Genomic DNA, 17,790 nt, shown 5'->3' with positions numbered 1-17,790 from the left:
GTTTGGCTCAACGTCGCAACTAGCATCCCTGGCCCCTTCTGTATCCCCAGTTCAATCAGACTTAGGACAGACCCAGGGCGACTTGGTTCAGCGAACAGCGGATCTTAGCCAGTCTGGATCGACTGCACAGCCAACCTCTCTGGCCTCTTCTGTATCCCCAGTTCAATCAGACTCAGGCAAGCGTCAGGGTGACTCGATTCAGCGGTCAATAGACCTAGGCCAGCCTCAAGGTGATTCAGTTCAACGGGTATTAGAGCCCAATCAGGCTAGCTCAACATCGCAACCAGCGTCCCTGGCCCCTTCTGTATCCTCAATTCAATCAGGCTCAGGTCAGCTTCAGGGCAACCTGATTCAGCGGACATCGGATCTTGGCCAGTCTGGCTCAACGGCACAACCGATTGAACTGGACCTTTCCGTATCCCCAGTTCAATCAGACTCAGGTCAGCTTCAGGGCGACTCGATTCAGCGAACAGCGGATCTTAGCCAGTCTGGATCGACTTCACCGACAACCTCCCTGGCCCCTTCTGGGTACCCAGTTCAATCAGACTTAGGACAGACCCAGTGCGACTTGGTTCAGCGAACAGTGGATCTTGGCCAATCTGGATCGACTGTACAGCCAACCTCCCTGGACTCTTCTGTATCCCCTATTCAATCAGACTCAGGTCAGCTTCAGGGCGACTCGATTCAGCGAACAGCGGCTCTTAACCAGTCTGGATCGACTTCATCGACAATCTCCCTGGACTCTTCTGTATCCCCTATTCAATTAGACTCAGGCCAGCGTCAGGGTGACTCGATTCAGCGGTCAATAGACCTAGGCCAGCCTCAAGGTGATTCAGTTCAACGGGTATTAGAGCTCAATCAGGCTAGCTCAACGTCGCAACCAGCATCCCTGGCCCCTTCTGTATCCTCAATTCAATCAGGCTCAGGTCAGTTTCAGGGCAACCCGATTCAGCGGTCCGAGGCTCTTAGCCAATCTGGATCGACTGTACAGCCAACCTCCCTGAACCCTTCTGTATCCCCAGTTCAATCAGACTCAGGTCAGCTTCAGGGTGACTCGATTCAACGGGTATTAGAGCCCGAACAGTCTGAAGTGACTTCGCAGTCAACCTCCCTCGCCCCTTCTGTGTCTCCAGTTCAATCAAGCTCAGGCCAGATCCAGGGCAACCCAATTCAGCGAACAGCGGATCTTAGCCAGGCTGGCTCAACGGTACAGCCGATGGATCTGGCCCCTTCTGTATCCCCAGTTCAATCAGACTCAGATCAGTTTCAGGGCGACTCGATTCAACGGGTATTAGAGTCCGAACAGTCTGGATCGACTTCACCGACAACCTCCCTGTACCCTTCTGGCTACCCAGTTCAATTGGGCTCAGGTCAGCTTCAGGACGACTCGATCCAGCGAACAGTAGACCCAGGCCAGCCTCAAGGTGATTCAGTTCAACGGGTATTAGAGCCTAATCAGGCTGGCTCGTCGTTGCAACCAACGCCCTTGGACCCTTCTGTATCTCCCATTCCATCAGACTCAGGGCAGCTTCAGGGCGACTCGATTCAGCGGGCCGAGGATCTTAGCCAGTCTGGAGCAACTGTACAGCTGACCTCATCGTATTTTTCGACTGACTTGCGGTCTACATCACTACAACCATCGCCAGATATTGCCCCGGCCATAACCCATTTAATGAGGGCTAGCGATCTATCCACCGCCTCGACCAATTCGGGCACAGGAATTTTGCGGCCGATGGGTATTCTACAACCATTGATCACAACTTTACCGCGCCATACCGTAGCCCGTTCACCCGCCGAGCCTGACCGGCAGGCAGCAAAGGATATAGGCATGAAATCAGAATTGGCACAGCCGCCCCTGCCCACTGAGTGGACCACCTTGACCGATTTAGTAACGTCTCAGCGATCGGGTTCATCTGCGGCCACCCCACTGCCGCACCTCCAGCGCAGCGCAGCTCCATCGTTCTCTTCTCCGGTCCAGCTGCCGCCAACTTTATCCGGCACGATTCAGTCGTCTTCCCCGCACCGAAAACTCTCTGTGCCCCACAAAAAAGTCTCCTCCAGTAGGGGAAATCACCCTAGTCATTTCCAGACAAAATCAGTAGGTTCAACAGGCACAGACCTACTCATTCAATCCAGCCCCGATACTCCATTCATCACAGTTTCTGCCACATCCGATCCTGAGCTAGGCTCTCATGTCCTCAACGCCGAAACCCTAGAGCGGTTAGCCCAGGAAATTTACCAACTTCTGCGTCAGCGTTTAGCTGTTGAGCAAGAACGCCATGGACGAGTTTATACCAAACGTTTTAGATAAAGGACGCCGGCATGACTAACCCCATCAAAGCCAAGCTCATTGCGCGGGAGGACAACCGAATCCTCGAGACGATCGAGTTTATGTTCAACCCCACCGAGCTAATTTTTGACCGTAGCCTCAACCTCAATCGTTCGACGGGCTCTCGGACCGATACGGGACTGCCAAAAATTAGCTTTGGCTCCTCCGAGCCCTGGCGTCTTAGCCTGACCAATATCGTCTTCGATACCTACGAAACTGGTCAAAATGTCTATACCGAATACATCAGTAAATTTCGAAAATCGGTGGATTTTTTACAGAATAAAGGACGGCCTCCCATCTATCTTTTCACTTGGGGCAGCCAAGAATACCTCCGCTGTTTTGTTCAATCCATCAGCTACAAGCTCACCTTGTTTTTACCCGATGGCACCCCCGTCAGAAGCGTGGTCAACCTCACTCTAGTAGAAGTCGCCCCATGATTCATCCAGCAACCGTCTTAACTTATACAGAAACAGGAATACATTAGATGAGGTGGGGAGATGTTGCAGAAACAGATTGGAATGACTGGCACTGGCAGCTTAAAAATCGAGTTAGCTCCGCAGAAGAATTAGCTCAAATCATCCAGCTCACCCCCGAAGAACGTGCTGGGCTCAACGCTCAAGATCTCTTTCGTGTAGATATCACACCTTACTTTGCTCGTCTGATCGATCCAGTTAATCCCAACTGCCCCATTAGACGCCAAGTCATTCCTTTAGGAAGAGAACTACAAAGCTTCACAGGCATGATGGCTGATAGCCTAGCTGAAGATGAGCAAAGCCCTGTCCTTGGTCTTGTCCATCGCTATCCAGATCGGGTATTGATGTTAGTCACAACCCAATGTGCTAGCTACTGCCGATATTGCACCCGCAGCCGCATGGTAGGCGACTGGAATAAAACTCCTAATATCGCCGATTTCGAACGTCAGCTTGACTATTTAAGACGAAATAGCTGCATTCGCGATGTGCTCATCAGCGGCGGTGATCCGTTGACACTTTCAGACACGGTAATACACTACCTGCTGAGTCAGCTCAGAAGCATCAAGCACATCGAAATCATTCGCATCGGCACTAGGATACCAATTTTTCTGCCTCAGAGGATCACACCTGAACTATGCAGTCTTTTACAACAGTTTCATCCCCTATGGATCAATATTCATACCAACCATCCTCAGGAAATTACGACTGAAGTTAGCCAAGCATTAGAGCGCTTGGCCAATGCAGGTATCCCCCTTGGAAATCAAAGTGTTTTACTAGCAGGTATCAACGACAGTGCCGAGGTTCAGCGTAAGCTTGTTCATAAACTAGTTAAAAACCGAGTTCGTCCTTATTATCTGTACCAATGTGATCTGGTACAAGGAGCAGGGCACTTTCGCACTTCTATCGATAGAGGCCTTGATATCATGAAAAGCCTTCAGGGGTATACCAGTGGATATGCTGTCCCAAAATATGTTGTCGATGCTCCTGGCGGGGGTGGAAAAGTTGTCATCTCGCCCCAAAATATGCTCAGCAAAGAGCCAGGAAATCAGGTTTTTCTCCGGACGTATAAAGGAGATATTTCTATGTACCAAGAGCCTCCTGACTATGTAGCCGAGGATTTTACAAATTTAGCCTAGAATGCTCTAGATCAACTTAGATGCCGCCAGGCATAACTATTCCTGCCACCATTAATCCCGATTTATGCCACCAGATTTTACAGATCGATCACGAGAAGCTAGTGCTGTCATCTGGCTAGGCTTAATTTTGTTTGGCAATGCCTTTGCTCAAAAATTATCAGAAATTATTGCTGTCAGCAGTTTTCTCAGTGATGTTGGCGTCAATCAAATTATTTGGGTTTGGATGATAGATGGGTTCCTTATGCTATTGGTGACTGGGCTACAGTCTCTAATTATTGATCACCATAGTCGTCGCAAAATAATGGAATATATAGTCTTGGCATTAACTTTCTCTTTTATATTACTGCAGGCCATTCGTTCTGTAGATGGTCCTAATTGGCTAAGTCAATCACTACTTTTCTTGCTGTCCCAGCAGCAATGGCTAACATTTACCCTAGTGTTTTGGGTCTTTGCTAATGACATGCTTGGCATTGCCCAATCCAAAAAGTTTATGCCTAAAATTTCAAGCTTTGGCTTTGCTGGGTATGCTCTAGGAATCATCGCTGTAGGCATCACATCATTATCTATGCAAAGATTAAGCATTCCCCATGATGTGATGCTCAACCTCTGCTTAGCTGTTAACGCTGGGATCTATAGCTGTATTTTTTTAGTTCTTCGATTCAAATTATCGCAGTTTAAAGTTCGTCCAACTCTCTTGGTATCAGAGCCCTTTCAAAAAAACTTGATAGAAGGGTGGAATTTTATTCGAGAAATTGATCTTTTTCGATATTTGGCAACCGCGGTGTTGGCTATTGTTATTTGCGAAACAATATTAGATTTTTGCTTCTTCCAAACATCTTTTTCTGCATTTCCTGACTTTTACCAGTATCAAGTTTTCCAAAGTATTTATCTAATAATTAGAGCTATTCTTGAGGGTGTCATAAGTCAATTTATAGCTCAAATCGTTATCACAGACTACGGACTCAAATCTGTGTTCATGATTCAGCCAGTTTTTTCTTTTTTGGCCTCAGGTATTATGTATTTTATCCCTACTTTTTTGGGTGGTTTGGTGGGTATCTTTCTTCAAAAGAGCATTCAGTATGGCATTGATGAACCCGCAAGAAAAGCATTAGAAGGAATAGTTCCCCAGGAAAAACGTGGACGAGTTAGCAACTTTATTGATGGCTATATGATTGGCTTGGGTGGAATCCTAGGATCGCTTATCATTGCTCTATTTATGGTCCTGGGATGGGCTGTAGGCTTTGATATCATTAAGAGCAACTTATATCTATCTGGCGCTTTAATATCCTCATTGATTGCTATCTTTGCAACTCGAAAAATGAGTAAAACCTATAATACTAGCTTGTTAGACTGGAGATTGCATCGCCGAAATCGAGGGAATAGCGTTTTAGATAACCTTGATCTCTAAAATCTTTCTATCCCATACTCATTAGGTTTAAACTATGGCATACAAATCGCTAGATAAGCCTGCTGCATTCATCAGCATTAGGGCGAAATTACTCATTATCTCCACGCTTTTGTTTACTGGAGCATTCGGCCTGCTCTTTTATCTGTTCTACAACTTTGCCGTAGATATTGCTGTGCAACGGATGCGAAAAAATCTAGATGATGCTCTTAATGCAGCTGCCCAAGAGATTGATGTCAAAGATGTTCTAGCTCTTTACCGCGAGGGCACCCCCAATGCTCAAGGATTTTCTGACCATCCTCTCTATCGTCAGCAAATGGAGTTGTTTCAAAAGATTCATGATATTAATCCAGATGTATGGCCTTATTCTTTCGTACGAGGTAACCAAGCAGATACTCGGCGCGCTGGGGAACCGGTATTAACCAATAATGAAGTTGTCTTTCTGGTTGATCTTTGGTCTGCTTACGATTCCTCTAAAGCAGCCAAGTTTCTAGAGCCTTATGCAGCCAGGCCTCAAATGATCGAGTCTTTAGAAAAAGGTATTTTAGTATATCGACCTGAAATACCTTTTAAGGATAAATGGGGAGGATGGATTACGGCCTATGGCCCTCTGCGTGACGATAAAGGACAGGTTGTTTTAGGTGTTGGTATTGGTGCAGATTTAACTGCAGAATACCTTAGCGACATTAAACGTGGCATCTTGCAACGAATGATCTGGACTTTTATTATTTGCTATATCATCCTGTTTACTCTCATTTATATAATGTCAGATGGATTTACTCGTCGTGCTATTAATCTTGCCCAGGCTGCCAATAAAATTAGTGAAGGAAATTATGAGCAAGATTTATTGGGAAACTCAAAAGTTGTGATCGAGGATGAGATCACTCAACTAGCCGATATATTTAAGGTCATGCTCGACAAGGTTCGGACTAGAGAATTCAAGCTGAAGCAGCAGGTTTCGGATCTGAAGATAGAGATTGATGGGAAAAAACGTCTAGAAGCAGTCAAAGAGATCACAGACAATGATTTCTTTAAAGAGCTAACCGAAAAAGCAAAGGCAATTCGAGAGCAATATCAAGAAGATTAGGTGTTGCTAAATAGCATTATGAATTTATGAAATTCTAAGTGAGACATCAAAGAGTTTATCTTTTGCTGTGCAGTCTGAATTGGAAATGATGAAAATTAAAAGCATCACTTTCCATAATCTTCTTTACATCAGTTGCAAAACATCTAAATGAATTTACCCTCAACAATTTGTCATGACTAATCAACCTAATTATCCCCAACAAACTGGTGATCTTTCTTTTAGTGACATAGATCATTTGATTGACAATGCACCAAACTGTGGTCCTGGGACGAGCCAGATTCATGGTTATGGGTTGATCGCTGTTACAACCATTGAGAAGGGAAATGTAATTATAGACTTTAGCGATCGCAAACTTTACGTCGAAAAAAGATTTTCAGAGCTAGAACAATGGCGTCTCAAAAGCGGAAAGTATACTGGAATTAGCGAAGAAAAATGCGTTATTTCGGAAAAGTTCACCAAATATTCTTTGCTTAATCATTCGAGACAGCCAAATGCTATTACTGATTTTGAAGCCCGAAAAGTTATTGCCCTGAGAGATATCCTTCCCGGGGAGGAAGTAACTGTTGACTACAGACTAGAGCCAGTATCCTCCCAGGCCAAATCTTATATTCAACATTTTATCTAGGTTGCTATAGTGGTTCTCGATCGAATGAGGTACAGCATAAGCTTTATTGGATAAGGGTTGTAGGTCTTTTCGCGTACCTCATGCCAACGAGAACCGCTATGTATATTAATTGGCATCACTAGCAGATTATATTGTGTACTATTTCCTCTAAAATTTTAGTAATGGGGTGGCTAGGATTGCTTAGTGCAAATATACTACTGCTGCCGAGGATCATCATGTCATCAGAATGTGGGATTATTCCGGCTACAGGAGCATCATAAATTGCTTCTATTTTTTTCTTAAGATCATGGAAGTCAAATATTTCTGGTGTCTTATTGACTACTAAAAATAGCTTCTCTACATTTAGCTTTCGGGCGATGTCTACGGTGACCGCAGTTCCCTGATAATCTTGTTGATCAGGTCGTAAAATAATGCACAAAATATTTGAAACTGTAATCGAAAGAAGCGTTTCTTCATTCAAGCCCGGATGGGTATCAATGATTAAGTAGTCGAGCTGAAAGTCTTTAATTAACTTTCTGTATCCATCATTTAGTCGATCAACATCGTATCCTTCTCTCAGGACCCTGGCAATATCGCCCATTTTGATGCTTGACGGTATTAAAAATAGGCTTCCTGCTTTTTTGTTAGATTCAAGTAAACGGTCTGAGACATTGTAAACAGCATCTTCAATGTTGATTTTCCCCCAAAGATAATCATTTAATGAGGAATTTATATTGTCTTTCCTAAAGCCAAATAGGACATGGATTCCAGGGGATTGAATATCAGTATCAATAACTGCAACTCGATTGCCCTGCTGAGCTAAAATCACTGCCAAGTTAGAGGCTGTGTTAGATTTGCCTGTACCACCTCTATAGGAATGTACTGAAATAATTTTTGGCATACTGATTATCCCTAATCCTATAATCACTATTCCCTAAATCTAATGCTTGATGAAGATTCGGCCATTGTTTGGCTTAGCAGTAAGCTGGAGGTGCGCGATCGCACCCAGGCCGTCATCCTGGCGATGCAATTGGGCCTAGTTTCGCCATAACATTTTGTTATGGCGAAACGTAATTGCTCAACTAGGTTGACGGGTACCTGTGAATGAGGGAGGGTGGTAGACTTTTGGCATGAAAGACCTGCCGCCCTTAGAAGGCCTCAGTTCCGAGGAGAAAGATGCTCTAATCCGAGAGCTGTGGCAGATGGTGCAAGCGTTGCAGGCAGACGTCGAGCGGCTAAAAGGCAAACGCCCCAAGAAAACGTCGCGCAATTCGAGTTTGCCACCGGCGAAAGGATTTCAGCCTAATTCAGAGGGTTCTAAGCCAAGCCAAAGCGAGCGAACGGCGAGTGTGGGTCGAGCGGGAGGTGGGCGAGACCTGAGCGCATCGCCCGACCCAGTGGTGGTAGCGCGAGTGAACCGTTGCCCTCACTGCGGCAGCGCGGTAGAACGTGCTCATCAACAGCTCAAAGCGGTCTATGAGCGGATTGAACTGCCCCCGGTTCAGCCTCAGGTGACCCGAGTAGAACGGTATGGGGGAGACTGTCCGTGCTGTCAGCAGAGCTATGAGGCTCCCGTACCGGTAGGGTTAGAGCCCGGTTCGCCGTTTGGACAGAGTATTGCCAGCGTGGTGACGTATCTGAGATACGGTCATGCCGTGAGCTATCAGCGGCTGAGCCAACTGATGGGAGACCTGTACGGGGTGGCCATATCAGAAGGGGCAATTGCTAACCTCCTAAAACGGGTTCAAACCCAACTGGCCGCACCAGTGGCGCAAATTGTCGCACGTCTGCGCCGTGTGCGTCTGGTATGCAGCGATGAGACGAGTGCCCGCCTCAATGGTCGTAATCAGTGGGAGTGGGTGTTCCAGAATGAGCAGGTGTGCCTGCATGTGATTCGCCCCAGTCGGGGGAAAGCCGTGATTGATGAGACGATGGCCGGGCACCGCCCCCAGGTCTGGGTCTCCGATTTATTCAGTGCGCAAAAGGCCCACCCCGCCGAGCAGTGGCAAGTCTGTCTGGCCCATCAACTCAGGGATTGCCAGTATGCCATTGATGCGGGCGATGACCTGTTTGCCCCTCGGATGAAGCGGTTGTTACTGCGCGCGATTGCCGTGAATCGACGACGACATCAGTTGGCTGAATCCACGCTTGGGCAGTATCGGTCTCGATTAAGAGGCAGCCTACGGGAGATCTTTAACTTGAAGCCCAAGTCCCCGGAGGGTCAGCAATTGCTCAAACGTTACTTGAAGATTCGGGAGCATCTGCTGCTGTTCCTTGATGATGAGACAGTGCCGCCGACTAATAACTCTAGTGAACAAGCGCTGCGATGGAGTGTGGTCTTTCGCAAGGTCACCCATGGCTTTCGCTCCGACTGGGGCGCAGAGTTGTTCGCCCAGGTGCGCTCGCTGGTGAACACCGCTCGCCGTCAGGGTATCTCTGCCTTCGACGCTATTTCTCGTGCCCTTACCTCACAGCAGTCTGATTGGCTACTGAGTTGAGCAATTACTGTAGAGTTATTCAGCAAGCCCTATGTAATATCAAGTCCGCTTAATGAACCACACTTAGCATTGAAACGCCTTCCACCAGTGGAACTGAGTCAAGCCCGAGATGAAATCGGTGAGGTTTAGGAGTTGTACACAGCGCTGCTCCACCCGTTCCAAGAGGTCATCTAAGGTCTCAAACACCCGGTTCGCTAAAGCTTCATTGAGGATAGGCCAGAGTCGCTCTGCCGGTTGCATATGCGGGGAGTACGGTGGCAGAAAGGCCAGGTGTAGACCTTCGGGTACGACCACCTGCTCTGAGGTGTGCCACCCAGCTTGATCCATGACCAGCACGACTCGGTGCTTGGGGCCAATGCCAAAGTGTTCGGCAAAATCAGCCAAGGCCCGATTAAACAGGTCGATAGTGACTCGAGGCAACAGCCACCAGTAGGTTTGTCCGCTGCGAGGATGGACAAAGCCATAGAGCCAAAACCAGTCATAGCGACAGTGGACGGGAGCACTGAGCGATCCAAGCCAGTTATCGACCCACACCCGACGCAGGATGGGATGGAGCCCCAAGCGATGTTCGTCCATGGCCCATAGCTGCACGTCGGCGTCGGGATGGGCCATTTTGATTTCCGTCAGTTGAGCGTGCAGATTTTTTTTCCCACACCCACTGCTCCTCTTCGGTGGCGGCGTGCTGATGCTCAGGTCGAGGTACCTTGAGAGAGAACTCCATCTGTTTGAGAATCTCCCACCCCCGTTGGCGATGAACCGAACGGCCTAGGTGCTCACTGAGCCAGTCGGCCACCTTGCGTCCATTCCAAAAGCCGCCATCCGGAGGCTCCTCTTGCAAGGCTTGGTACAGTAAGGCTTGCATTTCATCTTCAAGAATGACTTGCCCATTGCCCTGATTGTGCTGCCGTTGGTCGCCAAGCGCCGCCGGGCCTTGACGGTTATAGCTTCTAACGATTTCATAAATCCAGGCTCGGCTGTAGCCGGTCATCTCAGAGACCTCAGCGGTACTCTTGCCCGATTGCAATAGCCAGATCAGCTGATAATGCCCTCGTTCAATCCCGCTCTTAGCCGATTTATAACGCTGTTCGAGTTCCTCGGTGCTCAAATATGATGCCAGGGTAAGACGACGTCCCATCACCCTTATCCTCGTCTTTCAACCCTACTATTCTAAGGTCGATTAGCCGGACTTGATATAAGCCCTAATAGATGAGAAACAGCATAACCGCCCCGCTTATGCTTTTATCGCTCTTCAATGATTCTCGAATTTAAAGTGCCGAAACTTCGAGAATTGGTTGGGCACCGAGCATGACTATTCGCGTATCTGCGTTGTTTCACCTATTCTTTGTCCAGAGCCAATGAAGAGCGATAACCTTTGAGTAGCTAGTCTGATGGGGACGATCACCCCATCAGACTAGCTATACGAGTACTCCCAAGGCTCTCAACGTCATTTTCTGCACCCTGAACTGTCGCTAAACTCTAGCGTCAGAGCTAGCCAGCCCACGAGTAATGGTAGTGCCATTGGTGGCCCTGGCAAATAGGTAGCCCTGGCCAAACTCACAGCCCAAGTCTTGTAAAATGTCTCGCTGCTGAGGGGTTGCGATGCCCTCGGCAGTCACAGCCATATCCAGAGTATGGCAAAGGCCCACCATGGCCCGCACAATTTCTAGCTTTTCAGCATCGGTGTCGATGTCTTGAATGAAGGAGCGATCGATTTTGACAATGTCAATGGGGAACTGATGCAGATAGCTAAAGGACGAATAGCCGGTGCCAAAGTCATCTAGGCAAATTTGCACGTTGAGCTGCTTGAGCTGCTTGAGTATAGCTGCTGCTTCTTTGGCATTTTTAATAAATATGCTTTCGGTAACCTCTAGCTTTAATTGGTGACCGCCCATGCCGGTGTCTTGCAGAATGCTGACAAACGTATCTAACAAATTTTTTTGGGCAAAGTGATGGCTGGACAGGTTGACATTAATCGATATGCTTGGGGGAGGATCGGTGCTGTCGATTTGTCTGGTGAGATGCTCATTGGCCAAAACCCAGGCCCCTTTCCCCATCTGCTGCCAGGCTTGTAACTGTTGGCAGGCTTCTCGCAGCACCCACTGATCAATGCTTGTGATGATTCCCATCTCTTCGGCCAAGGCGATGAACTGGTCTGGATAAATCAGTTCGCCATTGGGCTTTTGCCAGCGCACCAAGGCTTCGAGGCTGGTCACCTCGTAGGTAGCTAACGAGACAATAGGCTGGTAGTGAACCTGGAGTTCGTTGTGGGCGATCGCATGGCGCAGCGCGTGCTCCCGCTGCATGAGTTGCCGTGCCTGCCTGTGCATAGCTAGATCGAATAGTTCGTAATCGCTGCCTCCGCGAGCCTTGGCACGATACATGGCAATATCGGCATCGCGCAGGAGATCGGTAGTCTGCTCGTAAGGGATCGAACTCATCACAATGCCAATGCTGGCAGTGATCAACAGCTCATGGTTGCCAACCATAAACGGGGGAGCGAGATCATCTACAATGCGCTCGGCGGTGCGGCAGGCAACTGCCACGTCGGTAATGTCTTCTAGAAGGACGGCAAATTCGTCGCCGCCTAAGCGAGCCACAGTATCGATACTGCGTAGGTGAGTTTGTAGGCGAGGGGCAATCGCCACCAATAACTGATCGCCAAGCAGGTGCCCAAGAGTGTCGTTGATGCTTTTGAATCGATCGAGATCGAGCAGCATAATGGCAAAGCCAAATTCAGGCGATCGCCGCGACCGATCAATCGCCTGCTGTAGACGATCTAAAAACAGGGCGCGATTGGGCAGATGGGTCAGGGCATCGTGTAGGGCGTTATGCTCTAGCTGGGCCTCCATGCGGCGCTGTTCGGTGCTGTCGCGCACCACCATTACTGCTCCCTCAAGCTGACCTCGATCGCTGTAAATGGGGGCCGCACTGTCGGCAACCGGAATTTCATCTCCCTGCTTGGTAAGCAGCAGCGTGTTTTCTGGCAAGTACACAGTATGGTTTTCGTGCAGCGACCTCAGCAGGGGACTGTCGATCAGGGTGCGCGTCACCTCGTCCATAAAGCGAAAGACTTCCGCAGGCGATCGCCCAATGGCTTCGGTTTGAGACCAGCCGGTCAGGACTTCGGCCACCGGGTTCATAAACTTGATCAGCCCGCTGGGGTCGCTGGCGGCGACACCTTCGCTAATACTGTTTAAGACGGCTAGTAGCCACTGACGGTGTTCTTTAATTGTTTTTTCAAGGCTGTGTTTGTAAAAGGCAATTTCAAGATTGGCGCGCAGTTCTTTGGCCTCAAAAGGTTTAAGAATATAGCCAAAGGGAGCGGTAAGGCTAGCCCGCTGGAGGGTTTTTTCGTCAGCGTAGGCGGTTAAGTAAATCACCGGAATGTCTAAGGCTTTAACAATAGCCGCCGCGGCATCAATTCCATCTAGAGCAGCGCTGAGGTGAATATCCATCAAAACGAGATCGGGGTGCAGCTCCAAGGCTGTTTGAATGGCCGCCTCGCCGGAGATCACAATTTCAGGAACCTCATGGCCTAACTCAATCAGCATCGCCTGCAGGTCCATGGCGATTACGACTTCATCTTCAACGACCAGAATGATCTTCTTGTCCATAGAGTTCTTAGGCTGGAAAAACAATCTGAAAGGCAGAACCGCCAACCTGGGGGGCGATCGCCACCTCTCCCCCAATCTGTTGAGTCAGGTTTCGCACCAGGCTTAGGCCCAAGGAAGATACCCGCCGTAGGTCAAAATTGCTGGGTAGGCCGATACCATTGTCTCCCACTCTGAGGTAAACCTGTTGATTGGAACCCAGGGATGAAGAAATCGTAATTTCACCAGGCCGGCCGTCCGGAAAAGCATATTTCAGAGAATTAGACATGAGCTCGGTAAGCAATAGACCGCAGGGTAGGGCGGTTTCAATGTCTAAACTGTAGGGCTCGATTGCTAGATGTAGGGAGATGTGATTGCTGCTTGAATGATAGGTTTCGAGCAGGCTGTAGGCCAGACTGTGAATATAGTCCGCCAAATCGATGCGGGTCAGGTCGGAAGATTTGTAGAGCTTTTCATGAACAAGCGCCATGGCTCGGATGCGGCTTTGGCTATCTCGCAGTACCGATAGGGCCACCGGGTCAGGTACATTACGAGACTGAAGATTGAGCAGACTGTAAACCACCTGAAGGTTGTTCTTAACCCGGTGGTAAATTTCTTTAAGGAGTAGCTCTTTCTCTTGCAAAGATGCCTGGAGTTTTTCCTGGGATTCTTTGCGATCGCTGATGTCTTGTTGCACGGCGACCAAAACCATACCGTATTCAGGGTGCTCAAACACTGAGGTGGTGGCACTGCACCAAAACGGCGTACCGTCTTTTTTGACGTTATGCACCTCGTAGGTGGCCTCTAGGTTGTCTAAAACTGCCTGGCGAATGGCTTGGTTGACCGACTCGGCACTCACCTCCTTGGTGGCATAGTTAACAATCGACACATGCTGCCCGTCTAGTTCACCAGAGTCGTAGCCAAACATCTGCTCAAACTTGCGGTTGGCGTAGCAAATCATGCCATTGTCAGCCCTGACCACACAGATACCTTCGGCCATGTTGCGGGTAATCACCGCCTGAAATTCTTGCATTTGCTCAGCCCGTTCGCGTTCGGCTTCGCCACGTTTACGCTCGCTAATGTCAAGCACTACCCCCAGCATGCGAATTGGTTGTTGGTCTGCGTTATACAGGCCTCGCCCCCGGCCCACCAGCCACCGCATGGTGCCATCGGGATAAAACACCCGGTACTCGGTTTCGTAATCAGTGTGCTGGTGCAGGGCATCCTGCAGGGCCTGCTCAACCCGGTCTAAATCGTTGGGGTGAATAGCACGCCGCCAGCTCTGGTAGGGGTCGTCGGTGGCGTTGGGGTCGAGCCCTAGCAGCCTAAAGTGGTTGTCATTCCAGATAACGGTGTCCTGCCGCACATCCCAGTCCCAGGTGCCGATGTGGGTAAATTCGAAGGTAAGCCGTAGCTGCTCTTCGCGGCGAGCCAGAGTCTCTTCGGCCTGCTTGCGATCGGTAATGTCTTCAAGAATGTATGAAAAGCGGGGGAGCCCATCAGGGCTACCTGCAACGGCGCACACGCTGCCAGCTAGCCAGCGTCCCCGGCCAGGGCCAGTGTCCGGGCAGTATTCAAACCGCACCGGAGCCTGGATGCGCGCGGCCTCGCGGTAGTACGCCAGCCAGCGCTCAAGGGTAGCCGGGGGTACCCCCAGCTCACTGGCAAATCGATTTTCTATCTCCTGGGGAGTGGTACCCAAAAACTCGGCAGTGGCCCAGTTGTCAGAAAGGTGGAGAATATCGTTATCATGCAGCTCTACAATGCCCATGAGCATGGCTGCGCTGTTAAAGAAGCTGCGCAGAATCGATTTTCGCTGGCGCAGGTCGGCGTTGATCTTAGAGAGTTCGGCGGTGCGGTCCGCCACCCGCTGCTCTAGCTCGATTTTAGCCTGGTGCAGGTCGTCTAGGGCCTGCTGGCGCTCGGCCTCAATGCGTTTGCGATCGGTCACCTCTTCACACACAATACTGATGCCGATGATGCAATCGCCGTCCTTGAGCGGCCAAAAGCTCTCGACCCAAGCCCGCGGCACACCGGGCTTGGCCGGAGTCTCGCCGCTAACTTCTACCTTGAGCAGCGGTTTGCCCGTTGCGAGAATGGGGCGCAGCATGGCCTCAGCCTGGTCAGCCAAATTAGGCAGCAGTTCCTGGACAGTACGGCCTAGGTGAGCCTCAACTGAGAACCCATTCATCTCTGCTAGCCGCTCGTTGACCCGTACAAAACGCAGATCGCGATCGAGCACTCCCAGTCCAATGGGGGCCGATTGATAAATGGTTTCAATTTCGGCTAGCTGCTGCTGTGCCTGCTTTTGGTAGGAAAAACTGGCTGAACTACTGGCCTGGCCCATGGTTATTTCCCTAGCGATCGCCAAAAATCGCGTTCCTGAAACATTTTGCACCGTAGTTAGCCCAGCTGGCTAGGCCATTGCTCTGAAGCATTTTGATTGATCACTCAGTTGACTGCTCTTTAGATTGAGCCAGGTTTTACGTATAATTCCTAAGAAAACAAAAAGCTATATTCTTCCTGGTAAGCATTAATAATAGTCCATATTGCTTTAAGGCAAGATTATAGAGCGCAAAATTTTGAAGCGAGGTAGTTTAGCTCAATATGCGGTCCAGGCCTCTTGCACACCGAGCATATTTCATATTTGCAGTCATCCAATTCATAGTTTGCCTCTTGGCAGCTTATTTATACCAATCAAAAACGCCCTTTATGAAAACAGCAAGCATGGAATTACCTCAAAAAATGAATTCACCTGTGCAGCTTGAAAACAGCTATTATCACGGCACGATTTCTATTTCGGATCGGCGTTGTTGCATAAATGAGGTGTTACGGACACCCAAAATCTGACGTCGATGCAGTACCGAGTCCATAACATCCTATTTATGTAACAACGCCTCAGGCACTAAAAACTTTGTCCCTGTACTGAGGGAGGTTGCGATCCCTCTCTAATCTCAGTTCGATTCGTAAGGGGGCGTTGGATGGCTGTCTCGACCTCAATAGGCAGCTTTCAGCTTACCTCTACTGCTATTTTTAATCCATTTATCCACTTATTCTTACTTTCGACTGTGTCGTTGGGTATTGGTATTAGTCAACTAGGTGAATAAGCAGTCTTAGCTCATCCCCTCATGCCTTGAAAATTATCATGACGGCATTTAGAACCTGTTTTTACAAATCGGACACCCGAGTTAGCGTATTGAGATTTTAGCTCGACTTTACCCAATCAAGCAGTATAGCAAAATAACTCCATTTAGGTGTCGAGAGTAGTGTTAAATATTTTAACATATTCAAGGGCATTTCGTGATGCCTGAAGAAGTTAATAAGCCCACAAAGAGCGACTATAAAAAATATGAGTCCAATCATTTTAATAAGATAAAGCTTCTAAACAAGCTTTTCATTTTCTGATTTATTCTCATTCTTATAGCCGATTGGCATAAGCAGGATTGTATAGCTATAGCCGACATCATTAGAACCTTTGCTTGCAACGATCCCTGTCTGTCATTCCCGTGAAAATGGGAATCCATTTGAGATCAGTGACGAGCTAGTGGATTCCCGCCCCACGCCTTCGCGGAGGCAGGCTCTGCTCGGAAATGACGGCTTTTTCCTAACCTGAGTGGCTATAGCTGTAGTAACGCTTCGTGCAATCTGGTCTTAGTTTGCAATCTGCCTCTAAGGGGATCATAAAAGGCTTTTATCGCTCTTGCGTACGTCGCACACCTTCTTGGAAGCCTTCGTCATAATAAGTAGTTGTACGAAAATTGTCGTAGGGCAGACCATTCAGGGCATTCTGAAGTCCGCGAAAGAACTCCTCTTCAGAGGATACGGGTTGCTGACGCTCAGCCTCTGTAGCTCGTCGCTCTGCTTCAGTTGCTCTGCGATTGGAATTGATGACTGCACTTGTCCCTGCGGCTGCGCCCACCCCCAGCATAAAGTTGCCAAAGCTCGCCTGAGCAACGGTGGCAGTGGGGGCTAAAGATGCGAACGCGGTAAAAACAGATAAACCAAGAGCTATCGATCGTTTCATAGTATTGTCCTCGTCATTTCACACTTGAAAGTTCAAACCATTACCAGCCTTGAAACCCTGCTTGGTGATCAGTTCTGGGAAGGACGGGCCGCAATCCAGCCATCGACGGTCGCGGATGTGACCAGCACCTGGCCATCGACTCGGCCCAAGCGCAGCACGGTCTGGCTGGCCGCTATCCAGGCTTCCCCTTCTGAGGTTTCAAAGTTTTCCATCTGATAAATTTTGGCGATGCCAAAATTATCGTCAATGATGTCAATCGTCACGTAATTCCTCAGGCTTTCCCGAGTCTGAACCTGATTGAAGGATTGTTCCAGCATTTGGCGGTGGGCATCCACCCCTTCCAGGTGAGTGGTAATCGTTGAGAGACCATTTCCGGCCTCGACCGTTACGACCGTTACCGCAAAGGGTGCCATCAACTCAAGTGTCCCCTCTACATCTCGGTTGTTGCGTGCAGCTTGTAGCAGGTTAATGACAGCCTGAATATTCGCTTCTGTCAGAGGGGCCGTAGCCTGTGCAACTTCTGTTGGGAGGGCAACTGGCATCGCCTTTACAGAAACAGGAATTGCTGTCGCCAGACAAAAAGCCAAAGCAGGATAGACAAGAAACTTTGACTTCATACTTATGATCTCCATCAGTGAAACAAA

11 protein-coding genes and 1 pseudogene are annotated in these 17,790 nt (G+C 48.8%); 6 read left to right on the top strand and 6 right to left on the bottom strand.

What is annotated here, in order from left to right; all coding sequences use genetic code 11:
• Nucleotides 1-2,322 precede the first annotated feature (2,322 nt).
• From RRF56_RS01000 to RRF56_RS00980, 5 genes are all read left to right on the top strand, one after another.
• Entirely contained in the window at nucleotides 2,323-2,766 is a 444-nt protein-coding gene (locus RRF56_RS01000) for a hypothetical protein (RefSeq protein ID WP_317033542.1), read from the top strand.
• A 47-nt stretch (nucleotides 2,767-2,813) separates the two neighbouring features.
• Entirely contained in the window at nucleotides 2,814-3,938 is a 1,125-nt protein-coding gene (locus RRF56_RS00995; RefSeq protein WP_317033541.1) for a KamA family radical SAM protein, read from the top strand.
• A gap of 64 nt (nucleotides 3,939-4,002) precedes the next feature.
• On the top strand, nucleotides 4,003-5,346 hold the full coding sequence (locus RRF56_RS00990; RefSeq protein WP_317033540.1) for a hypothetical protein: 1,344 nt from the start codon (nucleotides 4,003-4,005) through the stop codon (nucleotides 5,344-5,346).
• Between the two features lie 34 nt (nucleotides 5,347-5,380).
• Nucleotides 5,381-6,430, top strand: coding sequence for a hypothetical protein (locus tag RRF56_RS00985; protein WP_317033539.1), 1,050 nt, complete (start codon nucleotides 5,381-5,383; stop codon nucleotides 6,428-6,430).
• Between the two features lie 172 nt (nucleotides 6,431-6,602).
• Nucleotides 6,603-7,055 (top strand): SET domain-containing protein, encoded by a 453-nt coding sequence (locus RRF56_RS00980; protein ID WP_317033538.1) that lies wholly within the window; start codon nucleotides 6,603-6,605, stop codon nucleotides 7,053-7,055.
• A 118-nt stretch (nucleotides 7,056-7,173) separates the two neighbouring features.
• Here the strand turns inward: RRF56_RS00980 and RRF56_RS00975 are convergent, their stop codons facing one another.
• Nucleotides 7,174-7,935: a MinD/ParA family protein gene (locus RRF56_RS00975; RefSeq protein ID WP_317033537.1), complete on the bottom strand. Its 762-nt coding sequence runs from the start codon at nucleotides 7,933-7,935 to the stop codon at nucleotides 7,174-7,176.
• Nucleotides 7,936-8,164: 229 nt separating this feature from the next.
• Here RRF56_RS00975 and tnpC point away from each other — a divergent pair, with 229 nt between their 5' ends.
• Nucleotides 8,165-9,532, top strand: a complete 1,368-nt coding sequence (tnpC, locus tag RRF56_RS00970; RefSeq protein ID WP_317033536.1) for an IS66 family transposase — start codon at nucleotides 8,165-8,167, stop codon at nucleotides 9,530-9,532.
• Between the two features lie 63 nt (nucleotides 9,533-9,595).
• Here tnpC and RRF56_RS00965 read toward each other — a convergent pair.
• The 5 genes and pseudogenes from RRF56_RS00965 to RRF56_RS00945 form a co-directional block, all read right to left on the bottom strand.
• Nucleotides 9,596-10,667 (bottom strand): annotated as a pseudogene (locus RRF56_RS00965) (IS630 family transposase).
• A gap of 334 nt (nucleotides 10,668-11,001) precedes the next feature.
• Nucleotides 11,002-13,146: a putative bifunctional diguanylate cyclase/phosphodiesterase gene (locus RRF56_RS00960; RefSeq protein ID WP_317033535.1), complete on the bottom strand. Its 2,145-nt coding sequence runs from the start codon at nucleotides 13,144-13,146 to the stop codon at nucleotides 11,002-11,004.
• 7 nt (nucleotides 13,147-13,153) lie between these two features.
• Nucleotides 13,154-15,469 (bottom strand): PAS domain S-box protein, encoded by a 2,316-nt coding sequence (locus RRF56_RS00955; RefSeq protein WP_317033534.1) that lies wholly within the window; start codon nucleotides 15,467-15,469, stop codon nucleotides 13,154-13,156.
• A gap of 1,344 nt (nucleotides 15,470-16,813) precedes the next feature.
• Entirely contained in the window at nucleotides 16,814-17,146 is a 333-nt protein-coding gene (locus RRF56_RS00950; RefSeq protein WP_317033533.1) for a hypothetical protein, read from the bottom strand.
• 68 nt (nucleotides 17,147-17,214) lie between these two features.
• Nucleotides 17,215-17,763 (bottom strand): hypothetical protein, encoded by a 549-nt coding sequence (locus RRF56_RS00945; RefSeq protein WP_317033532.1) that lies wholly within the window; start codon nucleotides 17,761-17,763, stop codon nucleotides 17,215-17,217.
• Nucleotides 17,764-17,790 lie beyond the last annotated feature (27 nt).

Source organism: Nodosilinea sp. E11 (assembly GCF_032813545.1).
In the GTDB taxonomy this organism is placed as follows: domain Bacteria; phylum Cyanobacteriota; class Cyanobacteriia; order Phormidesmidales; family Phormidesmidaceae; genus Nodosilinea.
Note: the sequence above shows the minus strand (reverse complement) of the source record. Positions and strands in the feature narration are given on the sequence as shown.

Coding starts and splice junctions, on each gene's coding strand:
- RRF56_RS01000 (WP_317033542.1), top strand. CDS start 2,323: ATGACTAACCCCATCAAAGCCAAGCTCATTGCGCGGGAGGACAACCGA.
- RRF56_RS00995 (WP_317033541.1), top strand. CDS start 2,814: ATGAGGTGGGGAGATGTTGCAGAAACAGATTGGAATGACTGGCACTGG.
- RRF56_RS00990 (WP_317033540.1), top strand. CDS start 4,003: ATGCCACCAGATTTTACAGATCGATCACGAGAAGCTAGTGCTGTCATC.
- RRF56_RS00985 (WP_317033539.1), top strand. CDS start 5,381: ATGGCATACAAATCGCTAGATAAGCCTGCTGCATTCATCAGCATTAGG.
- RRF56_RS00980 (WP_317033538.1), top strand. CDS start 6,603: ATGACTAATCAACCTAATTATCCCCAACAAACTGGTGATCTTTCTTTT.
- RRF56_RS00975 (WP_317033537.1), bottom strand. CDS start 7,935: ATGCCAAAAATTATTTCAGTACATTCCTATAGAGGTGGTACAGGCAAA.
- tnpC (WP_317033536.1), top strand. CDS start 8,165: ATGAAAGACCTGCCGCCCTTAGAAGGCCTCAGTTCCGAGGAGAAAGAT.
- RRF56_RS00960 (WP_317033535.1), bottom strand. CDS start 13,146: ATGGACAAGAAGATCATTCTGGTCGTTGAAGATGAAGTCGTAATCGCC.
- RRF56_RS00955 (WP_317033534.1), bottom strand. CDS start 15,469: ATGGGCCAGGCCAGTAGTTCAGCCAGTTTTTCCTACCAAAAGCAGGCA.
- RRF56_RS00950 (WP_317033533.1), bottom strand. CDS start 17,146: ATGAAACGATCGATAGCTCTTGGTTTATCTGTTTTTACCGCGTTCGCA.
- RRF56_RS00945 (WP_317033532.1), bottom strand. CDS start 17,763: ATGAAGTCAAAGTTTCTTGTCTATCCTGCTTTGGCTTTTTGTCTGGCG.